This window comes from Actinomycetospora sp. NBRC 106375 (assembly GCF_030269665.1).
Classification (GTDB): domain Bacteria; phylum Actinomycetota; class Actinomycetes; order Mycobacteriales; family Pseudonocardiaceae; genus Actinomycetospora.
Genome location: NZ_BSTS01000002.1, coordinates 54,519 through 75,143, shown reverse-complemented (window position 1 = coordinate 75,143; position 20,625 = coordinate 54,519). Strand labels below are relative to the sequence as shown.

Below are 20,625 nucleotides of genomic sequence, written 5' to 3'. Positions count from 1 at the left end.
GGGGCACCACCGCCGTCCCGCCGGGCGCACTACGTGCCCTTGACGTTCACGACCTGCCGCAGCGTGTGCCGGACCTCGACGAGGTCGGCCGCGTCGGCCATGACCACGTCGACGTCCTTGTACGCGGCGGGGATCTCGTCGAGGAACGCGTCCGTGTCCCGGTACTCGATCCCGGCCATGGCCGCCCGCAGCTGGTCGTGGGTGAAGGTCGCGCGGGCCTTCGTCCGCGAGTACGCCCGCCCGGCCCCGTGCGGTGCGCTGGTCAGCGACATCGCGTCGCCCTTGCCGGTCACGACGTACGACGCGGTGCCCATCGACCCCGGGATCAGGCCGGCGCGGCCCGTCGAGGCGTCGATGGCGCCCTTGCGGGACACCCACACCTGCTCGCCGAAGTGGGTCTCCTGCGCGGTGTAGTTGTGGTGGCAGTTCACCCGCTCCTGCTCGACCACGTCGGCGCCGACGAACTCCGCCGTCTGCCGCACCACGCGGTCCATCATCTCCTCGCGGCCCCGCAGGGCATAGTGCTGCGCCCACCGCAGCTCGCGGATGTAGGCCCAGAACTCGTCGGTGTCCTCGGTGAGGTACGCGAGGTCCCGGTCGGGCAGCTCGACGCCGGCGCAGTTCTCGCGGGCCACGGCCGTGTGCCGCTGCGCGATCTTGTTGCCCACGCCCCGGGAGCCGGAGTGCAGGAACAGCCACACCCGGCCCTCCTCGTCGACGGTGACCTCGATGAAGTGGTTGCCGCTGCCCAGCGTGCCGAGCTGCGCCTCCCACCCCTTCTTGTCCGTGACGGGTCGAACCCGGCCTCCTCGGCCATGGCCGTGAGCTCCTCGACCCGCGGCACCGAGGTGGCCACCACCTTGCGGTTGTGGTGCCCGGCGCCCAGCGGGATCGCCCGCTCGATCGCCTCCCGCAGCGGGGCGAGCGAGCCTTTCCGGTGGAGGTCCTCGACGTCGAACTGCGTCCGCACCGCCGCCATCCCGCAGCCGATGTCGACGCCGACCGCCGCGGGCATGATCGCCCGCCGCGTCGGGATCACCGAGCCGACCGTCGCGCCGCGGCCCAGGTGCGCGTCGGGCATGAGCGCGAGGTGCGGGCGGATGAACGGCATCGTCGCCGTGCGCTCGGCCTGCTCGCGGGTGCCCGCATCGAGGATCGAGGCCCAGTTGAGCAGGCGGTCGCTGATCTTCTCCATGGTCCGGTCGTCTCCCTCCGCGTCTCGGCAGCCGGCTCCTCGGGTCGAGACGGTAGCCAGGAGGGCGGGCGCGGCACCCGCGATTTACGCGGCGCCGAGCTCGGCGGACATGGCCGCGGTCGCCTCCACCAGCGCGGCGGTGACGTCGCGCAGCACCGCGTCGGTGGCGGCCCGCTCGGGCAGCGCGAGGGCGACGACGAGGGGCAGCGAGTCGCCGGTGGTGAGCACCGGCGCCGCGACCGACGCGATGCCCGGGATGACGCCGCCCGAGGTCAGCGCGTACCCCTGCCGGCGCACCTCCTCGGTGATGCGGTCGACCTCGGCCGCGGTGTGCCCGCCGGTGTCGGCCTGCTGCGCGAGCAGGACGGGCTCGGTGAGCGAGCGGGGGAGGTGGGCGAGGTAGACGCGACCGACCGACGACGTCAGCAGCGGCATCGTCGCCCCGACCCGCACCGTGATCGGCAGGGCGTAGGCGCCGTAGTCCCACCGCACGATGACCGGCCCGTGGTCGCCCCAGACGGCGAGGTTGACCGCGTGGCCCGTCCGGTCACGGAGACCCGGGATGTACTGCGAGACCAGCCCGACCTCGTCCATGCGCCGCAGCGACTCGGCGCCGAGGCGGCGCAGCGCCGGGCCCATGTCGTAGAGCCCGGAGCTGCGCGACTGCGCGACGAGACCGGCCCGCCCCAGGCTGACGAGGTAGCGGTGGGCCTTGCTCGGGCCCATGTCGCTCGCCTGCGCGATCTGGGTGAGGCTCATCGGGCCGCCGCCGCTCTCGAGGGCGGTGAGCACGGTCATCGCGATCTCGACCGACTGGATCCCCTGCCGGGACGCGCCCGCCGCGGGTTCGGGATCGTCCTCGCCGGCCACGGCGTCGACCCTAGTCACGGCCACCGCCGCGGACGTCGGGCGCGGTCCACGGGCGCGGTCCTCAGGCGCTGACCCGGGCGCCGTCGGCGTCGCCCGCGGCCGCCCGGGCCCGGACCGCCGGGACCGCGGCCGCGAGCAGCGCCCCGAGGACGCCGGGGATCGCGAACAGGTAGAAGTTCCACGCGACGCCCAGCCCGGAGGACAGGATCGCCGCGCCCATCAGCGGCCCGGCGATCGCACCGAGGCGCCCGACCGAGAGCGCCCAGCCGATGGCGCGGCCGCGCAGCTCCGGCGGGTGGTGGCCGACGATGTAGGCGTTGGTCAGCACCTGCGAGCCGATGAGGCCGAGCCCGGCGACGAACATCAGCAGGAACAGCAGGCCGAGCGCCGGGCGGGCGCTCATGACCAGCAGGCTCGCGGCGCCGGCGAGGAACGCGACGGCGACGACGGGCTTGATGCCGACGCGGTCGGCGACCTTCCCGCCGAGCACCATGCCGACGCCGGCGCCGACCCACAGCGCGGCGGTCTGCAGCAGCGAGGACCCGAGCGAGTAGCCCGCCGCCTGCATGATCGTCGGCAGCCACGTGCTGATGCCGAACACCAGCAGCAGGCCGCAGAACGACATGGCCCAGAACAGCAGCGTCGTGCCCCACCGGCCGCGGGCGAGCAGCGGGCGCAGACCCAGCAGGTCACCGCGGCGGGGGCCGTCGACCTGCTCGTGCGCCGGGCTCTCCGGCAGCATGCGGAACGCGAGCGGGAGCAGCAGCAGGGCCGGCGCCGCGCCGATCGCGTAGATCCAGCGCCAGCTCGCGTCGCTCAGCAGCGCGGCCCCGAGCAGCGGCGCGAGCAGGGCGCCGCCCGCGTACCCGGACATCATCAGCCCGACGTTGCGGGCCTGGCGCCCGGGCGTGGACAGGTCGGCGACGTAGGCGGTCACCGTCGGCAGCACGATGCCCAGCCCGACGCCGACCGCGAGCCGCGCGGCCCCGAACAGGGCGAACGTCGGGGCGATCGCGCAGACGAGCATGCCCAGGGAGAACAGGGCGGCGCCGCCGAGCAGCAGCCGCCGGCTGCCCGCACGCCGGATGGTCGCCGCGCAGACGGCGGCCCCGACCAGCATCCCGATCGCGACCAGCGAGCCGACGGTGCCGGCGGCGGTCTTGTCGGCGCCGATCGCGCCGTCCTTCAGCAGCGACGGGACCGTGACGCCGTAGCAGGCGAGGTCGTAGCCCTCGAGCGCGGCGAAGCCCGCCGAGAGGACCAGCACGAGGCGTTCGGTGGGTGGGGACGTCATTCCGGGGCTCCTGGCGGCTCTGGCGGGAGGTCGGGCGGGAGGGTCAGCTGGTGAGGGCCGGGGCGGGCGCGCCGAGCGCGGCGGCCAGCTCGCGGGCGAGGGCCTCGGCGGCCGCCGCGTCGGGCGCGGTGCCGAAGACGTAGAAGTCGGGCCGGACGGCGACGGCGACGGCGTCGCGCGCGGCGAGCCACGCCAGGTGGGTGTGCTCGGCGTCGACGACGTGGTCGGGCGCGGCGGCGCCGGACCCGTGCAACGGGACGACGCGGACGCCGACCGCGGCGAGGGCGTCGGTGACGCGAGCGTCGAGGACGACCCGGCGGGCGTCGAGCAGCAGGTGCCCGCCACCGCCGACGACCTGGTCGAGCCGGTCGCGCGTCGTGCCGTCGTCGACGACGCCCTGGGCGACGAGCTCGCCGCGCCCCGGGCCCGAGGCCGCCGCGAGCAGGCCGTCCGCCAGGCCCGGGAACGCGATCTTCTCGGGGTGCTGGTCCGCCGCCCGGCGCGCGAGCAGGACGCGGTCGCGCTCGGCGGCGCGCTCCGGGTCGCGCACCGTCTGCTGGCGGCCCAGCTCGATGCCCTTCTCGATCACGGCGCGGACGTGGGGCTCGCGCTCCTGCTGGTAGGTGTCGAGCACCTCGTCACCGCGCCGGCCGCGCAGGACGGCGTCGAGCTTGAACGCGAGGTTCTGGGCGTCGCGGACGCCCGAGCACATGCCCTGCCCGAGGAACGGCGGCATCTGGTGCGCGGCGTCGCCGGCGAGCAGCACGCGCCCGACGCGCCAGCGGTCGGTGACCAGCGAGCGGAACGTGTAGGTCGCGACGCGGATGAGCTCGGCGTCGTCGGGCGAGAGCCAGCGCCGGGTCCGTGCCCAGACCTTCTCCGGGTCGCGCTCGAGGGTGAAGTCCCCGACCGAGTCGAGCATGTAGCTGAACCGGTGGTGGCGCGGGCCGAGCGAGATGATCGAGGTGGGGCCGGCCGGGTCGCCGACCTGGCGCGCGGTGGGCACCGCGGGCGGAGCGGACGGGTCGCGGAAGCGGAAGTCGCAGACCATCCAGGGCTCGGAGAACCCGTAGTCGTCCATCGTCCGGCCCAGGGCCTCGCGCACGAAGCTGTTGCCGCCGTCGCAGGCGATGACCCAGCGGGCGCGGACGGTGTGGTCGCGGTCGACCTCCAGCTCGACGTGGTCGCCGTGGTCGGTCAGCGCGGTCACGGGGCTGGAGAGGCGGACGTCGACGCCGGCGTCGCGGACCCGGCGGTCGAGCGCCTCCTCGAGCTGCGGCTGGAACATCATGTACCACTCGGCCCAGCCGCTGCGGCCGGTCTCGGCGAAGTCGTGCTCGATGAGCAGCTCGCCCGCGGCATTGCGCCACTCGTAGTTGCGCTGCACGTGGATCGTCGGGAGCAGCTCCGCCGCGATGCCGATCCGCGCGAACGTCCGCATCGTCTCGTCGTCGAAGATCGCCGCGCGCGGCAGGTTGTACAGCCCGGCGTAGCGCTCCAGCACGACGACGCGGTGGCCGGCGGCGCCGAGCAGCGCGGCCGTCGCCATCCCGACCGGCCCGTAGCCGACGACGGCCACGTCGACCGTCTCGTCGGTATCGATGGTCGAGCTCCGCTCCGCTGCGTCTCCGGCCTCGGTCATGCCTGCTCCTCCTGTGAGGTTTGACACCGCCGAACGCTAGGTTTCATCATTGGGGAAGTCAATGCGCGATGGTGAAAACAGGAGCGAGGGCAGGATGCGGACGATCGGGCTGGAAGAGCACTTCGTGACCCCGGAGCTCGCCGCGTACGGCGCGGGGACCGCGACGATCGCGGAGCCGCACGTCTGGGAGGAGATGTCGCGCCGGCTGCTCGACCTCACCGGGGCGCGGCTCGAGCGGATGGACGCGGCGGGGCTCGACGTCCAGGTCCTCTCGCTGAACTCCCCGGGCCTGCAGGCCGAGCCGGACGTCGCGCTCGCCGTGTCCCGCGCCGCCGCGGTCAACGACCTGCTCGCGTCGACCGTCGAGGCGCACCCGACGCGCTTCGCCGGGTTCGCCGCGCTGCCGCTGCAGGACCCGCAGGCCGCGGCGAAGGAGCTCGAGCGCTCGGTGACCCAGCTCGGGCTGCGCGGCGCGCTCGTCAACGCGCACACCCACGGGCGCTACCTCGACGACCCCGAGCTGCGGGTGGTCTGGGAATACGCCCAGGGCCTCGACGTGCCGCTCTACCTGCACCCGGCGAACGGCGTCGACGCCGCCCACGTGCTCTCCGGGCACCCGGAGCTCATCGGCCCGATGTGGAGCTGGGGCACCGACACCGCGTCGCACGCCCTGCGCCTGATCTTCTCCCGCGTGTTCGACGACTTCCCCGAGGCGAAGCTGCTGCTCGGGCACATGGGCGAGGCGCTGCCGTTCACCCTGTGGCGCCTGGACTCCCGGTGGGGCTTCCACGCCCACCACGGCATCGAGCTCGCCCGCGGGCGCCCGTCGGAGTACCTGCGCCACAACCTCTACATCACGACCAGCGGCGTCTGCTCCGCCGCGCCGCTGCTGTGCTCGCTGCTCGCGCTGGGGTCGGACCACATCCTGTTCGGCACCGACTACCCCTTCGAGGAGATGGACGTCGCCACGGAGTTCCTGCGCACGGCGCCGATCAGCGAGGCGGACCGCGCCAAGATCGCGCACGGGAACGCCGAGCGGCTGCTGCGGCTCTGAGGGTCCCGGCCGACGTAGCTTGGGTGCCGTGACCACCTCCTTCGTCCACGACGCCCTGCCGATGCGCGTCGTCTTCGGCCCCGGGCGCCTCGCCGAGCTGGGCGAGGAGGTGGCGCGGCTCGGGCCGCGGCGGGTGCTGGTGCTGGGCACGCCGGAGCAGGGCGCGACGCTGCAGCGGGCGGTCGACGGGCTCGGCGACCGCGCCGCGGGTGTGTTCGCCGAGGCCCGCCAGCACGTCCCCGCCGAGATCGCGGCCGCGGCGGCCGACCGGGCCCGCGAGCTCGACGCCGACGGCTGTGTCGCGGTGGGCGGCGGGTCGTCGGTCGGGCTGGGCAAGGCGGTCGCGCTGCGCCACGGGCTGCCGGCCGTGGCGGTGCCGACGACGTACGCCGGCTCGGAGATGACCCCGATCTGGGGGCTGACCGAGGACGGCGTGAAGCGCACCGGGCGCGACCGCGCGGTGCTGCCGCGCAGCGTCGTCTACGACCCCGAGCTGACGCTCACGCTGCCGGTCGGGCTGTCGGTGACGAGCGGGCTCAACGCGGTCGCCCACGCGGTCGAGGCGCTGTGGGCCCCGGACGGGACGCCGATCACCGCGGTGATGGCCGAGGAGGGGGCGCGGTCGCTGCTGGCGGCGCTGCCGGCGGTCGTCGACCGGCCCGACGACCTCGACGCGCGGTCCGGGGCGCTGCAGGGCGCGTGGCTCTGCGGCGCCGTGCTCGGGGCGACGACGATGTCGCTGCACCACAAGCTCTGCCACGTCCTCGGCGGCTCGTACGGCCTGCCGCACGCCGAGACCCACGCCGTCGTGCTCCCGCACGTCGTCGCGCACAACGCGCCCGGCGCCCCGGCGGCAGTGGCGGCGCTGGGCCGGGCGCTCGGGGCGGGCGCCGACGCCGACGCCGTCACGAAGGCCCTGGCCACCGAGGCCCGCGACCTGGGGGCGCCGACCTCCCTGGCCGCGATCGGCATGCCCCGCGAGGGGCTGCCGGACGTCGTGGAGCAGGTGCTCGCCGCGCCGTACGCGAACCCGGTGCCGGTGACGCGGGAGAGCCTCACCGCCCTGCTCGACGCGGCGTTCTAGAGGCGCTCGCGCAGGGTCTCCACCCCCGGCCCCTCGAGGTCGTCGAGGTACGCCGCCCGCCCGGCCAGGGCCATCACCAGCGCGAGGGTCGACCCGCGGACCTCGGGGCCGTCACCGGTGGTGAACGGGCCGTCGGTGGCGCGCAGTCGCAGCCCCCGGCTGAGGGTCCTGCCGGCGACGGTGAAGTCGCGGCTCGTGAAGAAGGTCAGGACCGGGGTCGTGATCTCGACCGGCGCGGTGCGCCGGAGGCCCAGCGAGCGGCGGATGTCGGCGCCGTGCACGACGACCTCGCCCAGCCACGCCGCCGTGTGGCCCGTGGGGCCGACCGAGCTGGTGACGACGGCGCGGAAGCGCGCGAGCGTCTCGGCGGGCGTGGCGCCGCGGTGCTCGGCGAGGCGGCGGGCGTTGTGCACCGCCGGGTCGAACCGGGCACCGAGCATGCTGGCGATCCAGCGCCACCGCCCGATGCTCGCCGCGGCGGTCAGGTGGGCGACGACGTCCTCGACGGTCCAGTCCGCGCACAGCGACGGCGATGCCCACTGCGCGGCGGTGAGCCCGGCGAGATCGTCGGCGAGGGCGGCGCGCTCGGCGTGGGTGGCGGCCCAGAGATCGGCGGTGTCGGTCGTCACGGTCATGAGGATCCTTCCTCGCAGGGCGGTGTCCCCGGTGTGACGGCCGGGCGCGCCGGAACTCATCGGTCCATACGTGAGCGAACTCTGGGGCTATAGGCCCAAAGTTCGCTCACGTAGGTCAGACCAGCTCGGAGTCGCGGACCTTCTGCATGCCGCGGGCCATGCGGCGCTTCGCCGGCGGGATGCGGTCGACGACGCGCATGCTCGTGCGCTGCGCCATCACCGACAGCGGCCCGATGACGGGGCGCCGGGCGGTGCCGTTGTCGTTCATGAACTCCAGCGACTCGCGCACCGCGAGCGAGGAGTACCGGCGCATGAGGTCCTCGTACTCGCCGACGCCCTCGAGCAGCGCCGTCTCCCCGTCGCGGACCCGCACGAGCCGGTCGCGCAGCTCGCGGGCATCGCGCAGCGCGGTGTTGGCGCCCGCGCCCCGCCCCGGGGTCATGGTGTGGATCGCGTCGCCGACCATCGTCACCGTGCTCGGCGTCCACGCCGGCACGGGATCGGCGGTGCGGATGCCCAGGGCCACCGTCGACCCGGGGTCGGCGGTCGCGATCAGGTCGAGCCATCGCGGGTCCCAGCCCTCGCTGAGCTCGCCGGCCAGGGCGAGGGCGTCGGCGCCGGTGCGCTCGAGGAGGTCGGCGGGCGCGATCGAGCGCGACGTCGTGATGGCCCAGGAGACGTAGTCGGTGGTGTTGTCGAAGCGCAGCCCTGGCCAGCGGGCGAGCAGCTCGTCGTCGCTGCGACTCCCGTAGGGCATCCGGACCATGTGCGTGATCCCGAACTGGCCGCGGCGGTCGAAGTACATGCCGAAGCCGTGACGGACCTGCTCGGGCACCAGCTGCTCGGAGCGTTCGGTGAGCAGCGTCTTGCCGCCGATGGCGACGAGCCCGGTCTCGGTGTGCGTCGCGTGCGGGAGGTACTGGCGGCGCACCCGCGAGCTCGCGCCGTCCGCGCCGACGAGCAGGTCGCCGGTGTCGGAGTCGCCGTCGTCGAAGTGCGCGGTCACCCGCCCGTCCGCATGCTGCGTGTAGTGCGTGAACCGGTGGTCGAACGTGATCACGTCCTCCATGCCCGTGAACAGCACCTGGCGCAGCGTCATGCGGCTGACGTTGTGCTCGCCGTCCTCGGGGTCACCGGAGGTGTGCGGGAGATCGGCGAAGTCGATGCTGATCAGCGGCCGGTACCGCTCGGTGAGCATCGCGAGCTTCGTGTACGGCGCCGCTGTCGTGGCCACGAACGTCGCGAAGAGCTCCGGGTCGAGGCAGGCCTTGAGTGCGCGGGCGCCGTTGGGCGAGATGCCGACGCGGTAGCCGTGCAGGCCGCTGGTGCGGGTGCGGTCGCGCTCGTGGACCGCGACCTCGATGCCCGCGCGCCGCAGCCCGTGCGCGAGGCACATCCCGCCGGTGCCGGCGCCGATGATGATGACCTTCATGATCCGTCCCCTCCGCCGGCGTCGATCCGGCGTGCGATGTCGAGGAGCTCGGCGCGATCCCAGGTGAGCGCGCCCGAGCGCAGGTCGTCGAGGAGGCCGGCGAGACAGCTGACGTCGGCCTCGAGGTGGGCGATGGCGTACTCGTTGTCGAGCAGCACGACCCGGGGCAGCACGCCGGCCACGTGGTCGCGCTCGCGACGCTGGCGCTCGAGCTCGCCGCGGCGGTCCGACAGGCGCAGGGCGAGCGCGTCGGCGGCGACCTCGGGGTCGAGCAGCGGCAGGTACGAGAGCGCCGCGGTGAACTCCGCGAACTCGTGGCGGGGCGCGGTGAGCATGTCGAGGGTCCACGTGACGGCGAGCTCGCGGCCCGCGTCGGTGGCGGCGTAGACGGTGCGCTCCGGGCGCGCGGACTCGCGCTCGGTGCCCTGCGCGACCAGCAGCCCGTCGCGCACCAGGCGGTCGATCGTCTTGTAGAGCTGCGAGCGCTGGCCGACGTTGACGACCTGGTCCTTGCCGCGTTCCCGCAGGAGCTGCTGCATCTGGTACGGGTGCAGGGGCTCCTCCGCGGCGAGGGCGAGGACGGCGAGGGCGAGGCCGGAGCGCTGAGTCATGGTGTCGAAGAGACTAGTGTCATCGACACTACGACGGCAAGGGTCGGGTCGTCCCCCGTCGTCGGGCACGATGGGAGCCGTGACCGCCAGTGGGGAGCGTCCCGTCCTCGTCGTCGACTACGGCGCCCAGTACGCGCAGCTCATCGCCCGCCGGGTGCGGGAGGCGCAGGTGTACTCCGAGGTCGTGCCGCACGCGATGCCGGTCGACGAGATGCTCGCCCGCGACCCGGCCGCGATCGTGCTCTCGGGCGGACCGGCGAGCGTGTACGAGGACGGCGCGCCGAGCGTCGACCCGGCGCTGTTCGACGCCGGGGTGCCGGTGTTCGGCATCTGCTACGGCTTCCAGCTCATGGCCGGCGCCCTCGGCGGCACGGTCGCGCACACCGGCGACCGCGAGTACGGGCGCACCGAGCTCGCGGTCGCGGGCGAGGCGGGGCGTCTGCACACCGAGCTGCCCGACGCCCACCCCGTGTGGATGAGCCACGGCGACGGCGTGACGAAGGCACCCGAGGGCTTCACGGTCACCGCGTCCACGCCGGGCGCGCCGGTGGCCGCGTTCGAGGACGTCGACCGCCGGTTCGCCGGCGTCCAGTACCACCCGGAGGTCGGGCACTCGCCGCACGGCCAGGAGGTGCTGCGCCGCTTCCTGCGCGACGTCGCGGGCGTCGACGCCGACTGGAACACCGCCAACATCATCGACGAGACGGTCGCCGCGGTCCGCGCGCAGGTCGGGCCCGAGGGGCGCGCGATCTGCGGGCTCTCCGGCGGCGTCGACTCCGCCGTCGCCGCCGCCCTCGTCCAGCGCGCCATCGGCGAGCGTCTGACCTGCGTCTTCGTCGACCACGGGCTGCTGCGCGAGGGCGAGCGGGCCCAGGTCGAGCGTGACTTCGTCGCCGCCACCGGCGTCGACCTCGTCACCGTCGACGCCGAGGAGACGTTCCTGCGCGAGCTCGACGGCGTCGTCGACCCGGAGGAGAAACGCAAGATCATCGGACGCGAGTTCATCCGCGCGTTCGAGGGCGCGGCCCGGTCGGTCAGCGAGGGCAAGGGCGCGGACTTCCTCGTCCAGGGCACGCTCTACCCCGACGTCGTCGAGTCCGGCGGCGGGTCGGGTGCGGCGACGATCAAGTCGCACCACAACGTCGGCGGTCTGCCCGACGACCTGCAGTTCTCGCTGGTCGAGCCGCTGCGCGCACTCTTCAAGGACGAGGTGCGCAAGGTCGGCGCCGAGCTCGGGCTGCCCGAGACGATCGTGCGCCGCCAGCCGTTCCCGGGGCCCGGGCTCGCGATCCGGATCATCGGGTCGGTCGACGCCTCCCGGCTGGCCACCCTGCGCCGTGCCGACGCGATCGCGCGCGAGGAGCTGACGTCCGCCGGGCTGGACCAGACGATCTGGCAGTGCCCGGTGGTGCTGCTCGCCGACGTCCGCTCGGTGGGCGTGCAGGGCGACGGCCGCACCTACGGCCACCCGGTGGTGCTGCGGCCGGTCTCCAGCGAGGACGCGATGACCGCCGACTGGACGCGCCTTCCTTACGACGTGCTCGAACGCATCTCGACGCGGATCACCAACGAGTGCGCCGAGATCAACCGCGTCGTCCTCGACGTGACCAGCAAGCCGCCGGGGACGATCGAGTGGGAGTAATGGGAGACGCAGCGCACCGGAGCTCGACCCGAGGAGTGGTCTGATGGCCGAGACGATCTTCAGCGAGATGTCCCGGCTGGCGGCCGAGAACGACGCGATCAACCTCGGTCAGGGCTTCCCGGACACCCCGGGGCCGCTCGAGGTCGTCGACGCCGCCGTCGCCGCCATGCACAAGGGCTGGAACCAGTACCCGCCGGCCGTCGGCATCCCGTCGCTGCGCCGCGCGATCGCCGACCACCAGCGCCGCTGGTACGGCCTCGACGTCGCCGCGGACGGCGGGGTCGTCGTGTGCTCGGGCGCGTCGGAGGCGCTGTCGTCGGCGATGACGGCGCTGCTGCGCCCGGGCGACGAGGTGATCGCGCTCGAGCCGTTCTACGACCTCTACGGGGCGACCGCGCAGCTGCTCGGCGCGACGCTCGTGCCCGTGCGCATCCACGCGCCCGACTACGCCGTGGACGCCGACGCCCTCCGCGCGGCGGTGACCGGGCGGACGCGGATGATCGTGCTGAACACGCCGCACAACCCGACCGGTGCGGTGCTCTCGCGGGCGGAGCTGCAGTCGATCGCGGACGTGGCGATCGAGAACGACCTGGTCGTGCTGGCCGACGAGGTCTACGAGCACCTCGTCTTCGACGACAACGTGCACGTCCCGATCGCCACCCTCCCGGGCATGTTCGAGCGCACGATCACCGTCGGCTCGGGCGGCAAGACGTTCTCGGTGACCGGCTGGAAGATCGGCTGGGCGACAGGCCCCGCGGACCTCGTCGAGAAGGTCCTCGGCGTCAAGCAGTGGTTCTCGTTCGCCGCCGGCACCCCGCTGCAGCACGGCATCGCCACCGGGCTCGACCTGCCCGACGACCGCCTCGCGCACCTCGGCGACGACCTCGCCCGCAAGCGCGACCTGCTCACCGACGGCCTGCGCGAGCTCGGCCTCGAGGTGTTCCACTCGAAGGCGACCTACTTCGTCACCGCCGACGTCGCGCCCCTGGGCGTCACCGACTCGCTCGAGTTCTGCCGCACGCTGCCCGAACGCGTCCGCGTCGCCGCGGTGCCGAACCAGGTCTTCCACGCCTCGCCCGAGGGCGTCGAGACCCAGGTCCGCTTCGCCTGCTGCAAACGCGACGAGATCCTCGCCGACGCCCTCCTGCGCCTGCGCAAGCTCTGAGACGTGTCAGCGAAGTGCCGTCGCAGACACTGAGCGTCCGTATCGGTACTTCGATCACGCAGGTCGCGGATCAGGACCGCGGTGCCGCCACGCCCTCGACGGTCATCTCGGCGTCGGACACGTAGAGCCGCGGCGCCGCCAGCCCGCTGACGACGGTCACGAGCGCGATTCCGACCAGGAGCAGGCCCGGCGCCCAGGAGCTGCCGCCGGCCGCCGCGAGCACACCGGTGGCGGCGAGCGGCACGAAGCCCGAGGCGATCCCGGCGATGTTGGCCGCGAGCGCGATGCCGCTGTAGCGCAGGCGCGCCGGGAACAGCCGCGCGAGCAGGTCGCCGGAGACCGCGTAGGGGATCGAGAGCATCGCGACCCCGACCGTCACGCCGAGGACGACCGCGGCGGCGTTGCGCGTGTCGAGCAGCCAGAACATCGGCAGCGCGACGATCGCGGACGCGACGCCGCCCGCGACGGTCACGCGCGCCGAGCCGAAGCGTTCCGCCAACCGCCCGCCCAGCACCAGCACGCCGATCTCCACGACGGCGGCGACGAGCGTCGCGCCGAGCACCAGCGGGCGCGGCAGGTCGAGGTCGCCGGTCGCGTAGCTGATGACGAACGTCGTGGCGAGGTAGAACCCGCCGACCCCGAGCAGGGCCGACCCGGCCCCGACGAGCAGCGCCGGCCAGGCCCGCACGACGACCTCGCGCACGGGTGCGCTTGCGCGGGCGTCCTCGGCGAGCAGGCGGTCGAACAGCGGCGACTCCTCGACGCGCCGGCGCAGCCACAGGGCCACGCCGAGCAGCGGGAACGCGATCAGGAACGGGATCCGCCAGCCCCAGGCGTCGAAGTCGTCGGGCGGCAGCAGCGCCACGAGCAGGAAGGCGCCGGACGACAGCAGCGTCCCCACCGGCGACCCGATCTGGGGCATGGCGGCGTAGCGCCCGCGCTGCTCGGGCGGCGCGTGCTCGACGGCGAGGGTGATCGCGCCGCCCCACTCGCCCCCGACGGCGACGCCCTGCAGCAGGCGCAGCAGCGTCAGCAGGATCGGTGCCGCGACGCCGATGTCGGCGAACCCGGGCAGCAGGCCGATGACCCCGGTGACCGCGCCGATCATGACCACGGTGATCAGGAGGCAGGCCCGGCGCCCGATCCGGTCGCCGAGGTGGCCGAACACGATCCCGCCGAGGGGGCGGGCGACGAAACCGACCGCGAACGACGCGAACGCGGCGGCCGTGGCGACGACGGCGTCATCGGTCGCGAAGAACAGGCGGTTGAACACCAGCGACGCGGCGGTGCCGTAGAGGAAGAAGTCGTACCACTCGAGGGCGGTGCCGACGAACGCGCCGACGGCGACGCGGCGGGCGTCGGCGGCCGTGGGGATGGGGTTGTTCATGAGGTTTCTCCGTCGGGCGGCAGGCCCAGGACGTCCGCGCCGTGGGTGGCGCGTCCGCCCCGGAGGGTGGCGACGACCTCGATGTCGCCGATGCGGTCGTGATCGACGCGGGTGACGTCGTCGCCGAGGACGACGAGGTCGGCGGCGAAGCCCGGCGCCAGGCGCCCGCGGACGTCCTCGTCGCCGGCGATCCAGGCGGCGTCGACGGTGGAGGCGCGCAGCGCGGTCTCCGCGTCGACGGCCTCGTCGGGGCCGAGCGTGCGTCCCGAGGACGTGCGGCGCTGCACCATCGACCGGATGCCCCGCAGCGGATGTCCGTCGCCGACGCAGGGCCGGTCCGAGCTCGCGGGCACGCGCAGCCCGGCGCGCAGGAAGGAGGCGTGGCGGTAGAGCAGGTCGGCGCGCTCGTCGCCGACGGCGGCCGCCATCGAGTCCCCGATCTCGTACAGGAACCGGGCCTGCGGGATCGGCGTGACGCCGAGGGCGGCGAGCCGCACGAGCGCGGCGTCGCCGACGACCCCGGCGTGCTCGAGGCGGTGCCGCGGCGGCCGCACCCCGGGCCAGGGACGGACGGCCGCGTCCTCGAACGCGTCCAGGGCGGCGTCGACGGCGCGGTCGCCGATGGCGTGCGCCGCGACCGTCCACCCTCCGGAGACGGCCTCGACGACGGCGGCGTGCAGGACCTCCGGGTCGTCGCCGAGGTAGCCCGCGTGCTCGCGATCTGCGAAGGGCTCGTGCATCGCCGCGGTGCGCGAGCTCAGCGCTCCGTCGAAGAAGATCTTCATCGGCCCGATGCGCAGGTCCAGGTCGCCGAGGCCCGGGCGCAGGCCCAGGTCCAGGCCGCGTCCCGGGCCGCCGGGGACGTCGTGAAGGACGGAGGTCTCGGGCATGAGGTCGACGCGCACGGCGAGGTCGCCGCGCTCGCGCGCGAGCTGGTAGGCGGCGAGCTCGCGGGGCGAGCGGCCGATCCACCCGCCCCCGATGCCGGCCTCCGTGACGTGGGTGAGCCCCTGGGCGGCGAAGACCGCGGTGGCGCTCGCGATCGCGTCGGTCAGGTCCTCGACGGAGTAGGGACGCAGCAGGTCGCCGGCGAGGGCCTGCGCGGCCTCGAGCAGGACGCCCGTGGGGTCGCCGTCGTCGTCGACGACCACGACGCCGCCGGCCGGGACCGCCGCGGAGCCGTCCAGGACGCCGGCGCGCCGCAGGACCTCGGTCGACACCGCGCAGACGTGCGCGGAGCGGTGCTTGAGCCACACCGGCCGCCCGCCGCCGGCGCGGTCGAGCGCACGCCGCTCCGGCGAGCCGCCCAGGGCGACGTCGTCGTATCCGCTGCCGACGACGAACGCGTCCGGTGCGAGCCCGGCGGCACGCTCGGCGACGGCGTCGTAGAGCGCGTCGAGGTCGGGCAGGCCGGCCAGCGGGATCTCGGCGAGCGACTGCCCGAACCACGCGGCGTGCTGGTGGGCGTCGTCGAAGCCGGGCACCACCGTCGCGCCCCCGGCCCCGACCACGCGCCGGGCCCGGACGCCGGCCGGGAGCTCCTCGTCGTCGAGGACGGCCAGGACGCGACCCTGGTGCACGGCCACGGCGCGTCCCCGCGGGTGGGCGTCGTCGAGGGTCAGGACGTCGGCGTCGCGCAGCAGAAGATCGATCTCCACGGTGCTCATCCTCAGGCCAGGTGGTGCAGCCGGGTCAGCGGCAGGTCCACGGCGCGGTGCAGCGGCACCTCGCGGCCGTCGATCCGCACCGGGGTCGGCTCGCCGGGGATCTCCACCCGCGGTGTCGCGGTGTTGTGCAGCATGTCGGCGGCGCCGAGACCCCGGCTGCCCGCCACCGGTGTGTAGCGCGGCCCGACGGGCAGCGCGGCGCGGGCGGCGGGGTCGTCGAGGCACGCGGCGGCGACGAACTGGTGGGACAGCCGGGCGGGCGCGCCCCCGCGGGCCCCGTGGAAGCCGCGCAGCCGCCGGGGCTGGCCGAGCCGCGTCGACCCGGACCCGGAGCCCGCCGCGCCCCAGGCGACGAAGCCCGACTTGATCACGAGCTCGGGCGCCGCGCCGAACCAGGCGGGCAACCACAGCACGAGGTCCGCGATCCGCCCGGCCGCGACCCTGCCCACGTGCCCGGCCAGCCCGTGCGCGACCGCCGGGTTGTGCGTGAGCTTGGCGAGGTAGCGCAGCACCCGCGCGTTGTTGGCGACGTCCGGGCCGGTCTCGCCGGCGAGGTGGGCCTGCACGTGGGCGAGCTGCCAGGTGCGGCGCACGGTCTCGCCGATGCGGCCCATGCCGAGGGCGTCGGAGTTGACGATCGCGATGGCGCCCTCGTCGTGCAGCCGGTTCTCCGCGGCGATCGCGTGCTCGCGGATGCGGCTCGCGGCGATGTCGCGGTCGCTGGGGACGTCGGGGTGCGCGCGGTGCACGGTCATCGTCATCGGTCCCAGCTCGCGGACGGTGGCCGTCGTGAGAGGGAGCGTCGGCGTCGTCGAGGACGTCAGGACCGACGGGGAGCCGACGATGCGCAGCAGGTCGGGATGCCCGCCGCCGCCCTCGACGTGGTACGCGTGCACGGTCCGTCCGCCGACGGCGTGGAGGGTGTCGTCGAGGTAGCCCGACTCGTTGAGGGTGTCGGTGTGCAGGGCGACGGGGAGGTCGGCCTGCTCGGCGACGCCCAGGCAGGTGTCGACGGCGTCGGGGCCGGCGCCCCAGTCCTCGTGGACCTTGAAGCCGCCGGCGCCGGCGAGCACCGCCCGCTCCAGGAGGTCCGCCGACCCCGACGAGCCGCGGGCGAGGAACGCCGCGTTGACCGGGGCGCCGGTCCACGAGGCCATCAGCGTGTGGAGGTTGGGCGCGGGGTTGGCGCCGACGTCCCAGACCCCGCCGATGCCCATCCCGACGATCGTCGTCACCCCGGCCGAGAGGGCGGCGGGCGCGAGGTCGGCGTTGGAGAGGTGGACGTGGGAGTCGACGGCGCCGGGCGTCGCGATCAGACCCTCGCCGGGGATCATCGCGGTGTGGGCGTCGACGACGAGCTCGACGCCGTCCTGGACGTCCGGGTTGCCGGCGCGGCCGACGCCGACGACGCGGCCGTCCTTGACACCGATCGACGTCTTGCGGACCCCGAGGACCGGGTCGATCAGCAGGACGCCGAGCACGACGAGGTCGAGGGCGCTGTCGCGGGGCGCCCGGTCGGCGACCAGCGCGCCCTGGCGGGCGGTCTTGCCGCAGCCGCCGAGCATCTCCTCGCCGGGCTCGGTGTCGTCGGCCTCGACCTCCACCCACAGGTCGGTGTCGCCGAGGCGGACGCGGTCGCCGGTGGTCGGGCCGTAGAGACGCGCGTACCCGGCGCGGTCCATCGTCGTCACGGTGAGGCCCCTCCGAGGTGGACGGCCGTGGCGGTCCGCGCCGCGCCGACCTCGATCCGCAGGGCCGTCCCGGCGGCGATGTCGAGGCGCAGGCGGCCGGGATCGGTGCCGTCGGAGACGTCGACGCGCAGGCTGCGGTTGAGCCGGTCGAGCGGCACGTGCGAGCTCACCCAGACCGCCTGCTCGCCGTCGTTGCGCAGGACGACCTCGCTGCGGGCACGTCCCGGGGCGAGGTCGATCCCGCCCGCGGCGGGACGGACGGCACCCGGCCCGTCGGGGGCCGGCGGGCCGAACGGCCGGTCGACGTGGACGAGCGTGGTGCCGTGCGGGAAGAGCGCCTCGACCTGCACCGACGGCACCGCGGCGGCGACGCCGTCGACCAGCCGGTCCGGCGCGACGACCTCCCGGGCGCGGCGCACCACGTCGTCGAGGTCGTGGCCGTCCCACGCGAGCTCGCAGATCTCGTCGCACACCAGCGCGATCGCCTCCGGGGCCCCGAGCCGGGCGCCGCGGGCCAGGCGGCGGCGGGCGAGCTCGGCCGCGCTGTGCAGCAGCACCCTCTCCTGCTCCCGCGGGGTGAGGTGCACGGCGGCCTCCACTGGTGGCGAGTGCCCGAGGGTGCCTGGTCGGACGAGCCACCCGGAAGGCGTGTCCGCCGCGTCCTGGGCGCCCTAGGTTGGGCAGATGCACAACGACGGGCGCTGGCGCGATCTCGTCGAGCGCGTGCGCGACGACGCCGACGCGCTGCGGACGGCGTTCACCGCCCGGGTCCGCGCGGTGCCGGCCTACGCGCGGGGGCTGGTGCCGGACGACCGGCTCGAGGCGGACGCCGACGCGACGTTCGCCTTCCTCCTCGCCGAGCTCGCGGGCCGGCCGACGGCCGCGCGGCTGCGCGACATCGGCCCGGCGATCGGCCGCGACCGGGCGCGGCGCGGCGTCCCGCTCGACGACCTGCTCACCGCCGTCCGCCAGGACTTCGGGGTGCTGTGGGAGGCGCTGCGGGCGCGGGCCACGGCGGACGAGGCGGCGCTGCTCGTCGAGGGCGTGCAGACCGTCTGGGCCGTCGTCGAGGACTACACGACCCGGGTCCGGCGCGGCTACCAGGAGGAGGAGGCGGTGCTGGCCCGCGAGCGCGCGGACGAGCGCACGGCGCTGGTCGCTGCGCTCCTCGCCGCCGACAGTCCCGCCCCCGAGGACGTGACCCGGGCCGCGATCGCGATGGCGATGGACCCCGGCGACGACGTCCTCGTCGCCGCGGCCACCGGCCCCGACGCCGCCGTGCTGCGGCGCGCCGCGGACCGGCTGGGCGCCGACGGCCGTCCGGTCCACGTGCACCCGACGGGCCGTCACAGCGTGCTGCTCGCGCGCTGGGACGGGCCGGAGGGCGCCCCGGTGCGGGCGGCGCTGGACGGGGTGCGGTGCGGGGTGGCGCCGACGGCCCGCGGGCTCGCCGACGTGCCGCGCCGCGCCCGGCTGGCGGGCGAGATCGCGGACGTCGCCGTCGGCGGGCCGTCCGCGCCGCGGACCCTGGCCTCGGTCTGGCTCCCGCTCGCGGCGGCGCGTCTCGGCGACGTCGGGGGCGACCTCGTCGCCGCGGAGCTGCACGGGCTGGACGGGGTGTCGCCGCCCGAGCGCGAGCGCCTGGTCGCGACGGTGCGGCGCTTCGCCGAGGACGGGTCGGTCGCGGAGACCGCCGCGGCGCTGTTCTGCCACCGGAACACCGTGCTGAACCGCCTGCGGCGGGTCGCCGCGCTCACCGGGCGCGACGTCACCGCCCCGGCCGACGCCGCGGCGCTGCTCCTCGCACTCGCCTGCCGCGAGATATCTCCATCATCGAGAGATACGATGGAGGAGTGAACGATGTCGTGGTCGTCGGGGGCGGTCCCGGCGGGGTCCTGCTGACCTACCTGCTCGCGCGCGGCGGGGCGCGCGTGACGCTGCTGGAGTCGCGGCACGACTTCGCGCGGCGGTTCCGCGGCGACACGCTCGCGCCGGGGGTCCTCGAGTACCTCGACACGCTCGGCCTCGCCCGTCCGTTGCTCGACGAGGTGCCGCACACGCGCTCCGATGCGTTCCGCTGGCACACCGCGACGCGCACCTGGACCCTCGTCGACTACCGCGGCGCGAGCAGGCGCTTCCCGTTCTACGCGCTGATCCCGCAGGCGGAGTTCCTGCCGTGGCTGGCCGACCGTGCGCGGGCGCACGGGGCGACGGTGCTGATGGGGTCGCGGTTCTCGGCGCTGCGGCACGACGCCGCGGGGCGCGTGTGCGGGGTCGAGTACACGGTGGACGCCGACCGCCACGAGCTCGACGCCGCGCTGGTCGTCGGCGCCGACGGGCGGAACTCCAAGGTCCGGGCGGCGTCGGGGATCGCGGCCACCGAGCTGGGCGCGAGCCTCGACATCCTCTGGCACGCCTTCCCCCGGCGCGCCGACGACCCGTCGTACTCGGGGCTCGACCTGTTCGGGACGCCGACCGGCAGCGTCGCCCTGCTCGACCAGGGCGACGACTGGCAGCTCGGGTGGACGATCCGCGCGGGATCGCTGGCGGACGTCCGCCGTCGGGGGGTGGGCGCGCTGCGCGACGCGGCGGTGGGGGTGCTGCCGTGGCTGGCGGGCCGGCTCGACGACCTCGGCGACGTCTCCGACCTGACGTTGCTGCCGGTGCGGATCACGACGGTGGAGCGCTGGACCTCGCCCGGTCTGGTGCTGCTCGGGGACGCCGCGCACGTCGTCTCGCCGGTCGGCGGCAACGGGATCAACCTCGCGATCGCCGACGCCGCCGATCTCGCCAACCGCCTGGTCGGCCCGCTGCGGCGCACCCCGCCCGATCCGGCGCAGCTCGACGACGCGGCCGCGGGCCTCGAGGTCGCGCGCCGACCGGCGGTCGAGCGCGAGCAGCAGGCGCAGGTGCGGACGGAGCGCGCGGCGGCGGCGCGGATCGACGCCGGCGACCCCGGGCCACCCCCGGTGCTGCGGTCGCTCGCCCGCGTCCCGGGCTTCCCGCGCCTGGCGGGGCGGCGCAACCGCGTCGACGTCCCGGCGCCGGTGCCGGTGATCGCGGCCGGGACGCCGTGATCGTGGGGGGTTTCCTGACGGTGAGCGTCAGCCGCACGCCTCCGGCGCGGCAGCTCCGCTGCGCTGCGTGCCGCCGGTGGACGCCAGGCTGAGACACCGGGTGCCTCGGACGTCGCGAGCCTTCTCGGCGTGTCGCGACGGCGAGGATGTGGCGATCCTGGTGTGAGACGCCAGCAAAG

Annotated in this window: 17 protein-coding genes and 1 pseudogene; 6 read left to right on the top strand and 12 right to left on the bottom strand. The window is 75.0% G+C overall.

The features are described 5' to 3' along the window. Nucleotides 1–29: 29 nt before the first annotated feature. From QSK03_RS03795 to QSK03_RS03775, 5 genes and pseudogenes are all read right to left on the bottom strand, one after another. A complete protein-coding gene (locus tag QSK03_RS03795) occupies nt 30–731 on the bottom strand; it encodes an RtcB family protein (protein ID WP_502872133.1) in 702 nt (233 codons plus the stop codon). A gap of 143 nt (nt 732–874) precedes the next feature. Beyond that, nucleotides 875–1,081, bottom strand: a pseudogene (locus QSK03_RS33395) (RtcB family protein); the annotation flags it as partial. Between the two features lie 198 nt (nt 1,082–1,279). Next, nucleotides 1,280–2,065, bottom strand: coding sequence for an IclR family transcriptional regulator (locus tag QSK03_RS03785; protein WP_285648652.1), 786 nt, complete (start codon nt 2,063–2,065; stop codon nt 1,280–1,282). A 61-nt stretch (nt 2,066–2,126) separates the two neighbouring features. Then, on the bottom strand, nt 2,127–3,359 hold the full coding sequence (locus tag QSK03_RS03780; RefSeq protein ID WP_285648651.1) for an MFS transporter: 1,233 nt from the start codon (nt 3,357–3,359) through the stop codon (nt 2,127–2,129). A gap of 43 nt (nt 3,360–3,402) precedes the next feature. Further along, on the bottom strand, nt 3,403–5,001 hold the full coding sequence (locus tag QSK03_RS03775) for a bifunctional 3-(3-hydroxy-phenyl)propionate/3-hydroxycinnamic acid hydroxylase (protein WP_285648650.1): 1,599 nt from the start codon (nt 4,999–5,001) through the stop codon (nt 3,403–3,405). A gap of 94 nt (nt 5,002–5,095) precedes the next feature. Here QSK03_RS03775 and QSK03_RS03770 point away from each other — a divergent pair, with 94 nt between their 5' ends. Both QSK03_RS03770 and QSK03_RS03765 read left to right on the top strand, forming a co-directional pair. Then, the gene (locus tag QSK03_RS03770) at nt 5,096–6,055 is read left to right on the top strand and encodes an amidohydrolase family protein (RefSeq protein WP_285648649.1); all 960 of its coding nucleotides are present in this window, start codon (nt 5,096–5,098) and stop codon (nt 6,053–6,055) included. 28 nt (nt 6,056–6,083) lie between these two features. Beyond that, complete coding sequence (locus tag QSK03_RS03765; RefSeq protein WP_285648648.1) at nt 6,084–7,139, top strand: maleylacetate reductase; 1,056 nt, start codon at nt 6,084–6,086, stop codon at nt 7,137–7,139. Here the strand turns inward: QSK03_RS03765 and QSK03_RS03760 are convergent. The 3 genes from QSK03_RS03760 to QSK03_RS03750 all read right to left on the bottom strand — a co-directional run bounded on the left by QSK03_RS03760 (nt 7,136) and on the right by QSK03_RS03750 (nt 9,817). Beyond that, the gene (locus QSK03_RS03760; protein WP_285648647.1) at nt 7,136–7,774 is read right to left on the bottom strand and encodes a maleylpyruvate isomerase family mycothiol-dependent enzyme; all 639 of its coding nucleotides are present in this window, start codon (nt 7,772–7,774) and stop codon (nt 7,136–7,138) included. The genes QSK03_RS03765 and QSK03_RS03760 overlap by 4 nt on opposite strands. Nucleotides 7,775–7,889: 115 nt before the next feature. Next, nucleotides 7,890–9,206, bottom strand: coding sequence for an FAD-dependent oxidoreductase (locus QSK03_RS03755; protein WP_285648646.1), 1,317 nt, complete (start codon nt 9,204–9,206; stop codon nt 7,890–7,892). Then, nucleotides 9,203–9,817 (bottom strand): PadR family transcriptional regulator, encoded by a 615-nt coding sequence (locus tag QSK03_RS03750; protein ID WP_285648645.1) that lies wholly within the window; start codon nt 9,815–9,817, stop codon nt 9,203–9,205. Before QSK03_RS03750 ends, QSK03_RS03755 begins: the two co-directional genes overlap by 4 nt. Before the next feature lie 70 nt (nt 9,818–9,887). On the opposite strand from QSK03_RS03750, the gene guaA reads away from it, so the two are divergent. Further along, entirely contained in the window at nt 9,888–11,459 is a 1,572-nt protein-coding gene (gene guaA / locus QSK03_RS03745; protein WP_285648644.1) for a glutamine-hydrolyzing GMP synthase, read from the top strand. A 43-nt stretch (nt 11,460–11,502) separates the two neighbouring features. Then, complete coding sequence (locus tag QSK03_RS03740; protein WP_285648643.1) at nt 11,503–12,624, top strand: aminotransferase class I/II-fold pyridoxal phosphate-dependent enzyme; 1,122 nt, start codon at nt 11,503–11,505, stop codon at nt 12,622–12,624. A gap of 70 nt (nt 12,625–12,694) precedes the next feature. Here QSK03_RS03740 and QSK03_RS03735 read toward each other — a convergent pair whose 3' ends face one another. From QSK03_RS03735 to ureA, 4 genes are read right to left on the bottom strand one after another with little or no spacing between them, the layout of a single operon-like run. Further along, nucleotides 12,695–14,011, bottom strand: coding sequence for an MFS transporter (locus QSK03_RS03735; RefSeq protein ID WP_285648642.1), 1,317 nt, complete (start codon nt 14,009–14,011; stop codon nt 12,695–12,697). Beyond that, a complete protein-coding gene (locus QSK03_RS03730; protein WP_285648641.1) occupies nt 14,008–15,669 on the bottom strand; it encodes an amidohydrolase in 1,662 nt (553 codons plus the stop codon). The genes QSK03_RS03735 and QSK03_RS03730 overlap by 4 nt, the downstream gene beginning before the upstream one ends. Nucleotides 15,670–15,680: 11 nt before the next feature. Further along, nucleotides 15,681–17,360, bottom strand: coding sequence for an urease subunit alpha (locus QSK03_RS03725; protein WP_285648640.1), 1,680 nt, complete (start codon nt 17,358–17,360; stop codon nt 15,681–15,683). 5 nt (nt 17,361–17,365) lie between these two features. Further along, complete coding sequence (ureA, locus tag QSK03_RS03720) at nt 17,366–17,956, bottom strand: urease subunit gamma (RefSeq protein WP_285648639.1); 591 nt, start codon at nt 17,954–17,956, stop codon at nt 17,366–17,368. 97 nt (nt 17,957–18,053) lie between these two features. On the opposite strand from ureA, the gene QSK03_RS03715 reads away from it, so the two are divergent. After that, nucleotides 18,054–19,226, top strand: a complete 1,173-nt coding sequence (locus QSK03_RS03715) for an RsbRD N-terminal domain-containing protein (RefSeq protein ID WP_285648638.1) — start codon at nt 18,054–18,056, stop codon at nt 19,224–19,226. After that, complete coding sequence (locus QSK03_RS03710; protein WP_285648637.1) at nt 19,223–20,446, top strand: FAD-dependent monooxygenase; 1,224 nt, start codon at nt 19,223–19,225, stop codon at nt 20,444–20,446. Before QSK03_RS03715 ends, QSK03_RS03710 begins: the two co-directional genes overlap by 4 nt. The last annotated feature ends 179 nt before the right edge of the window (nt 20,447–20,625 follow it).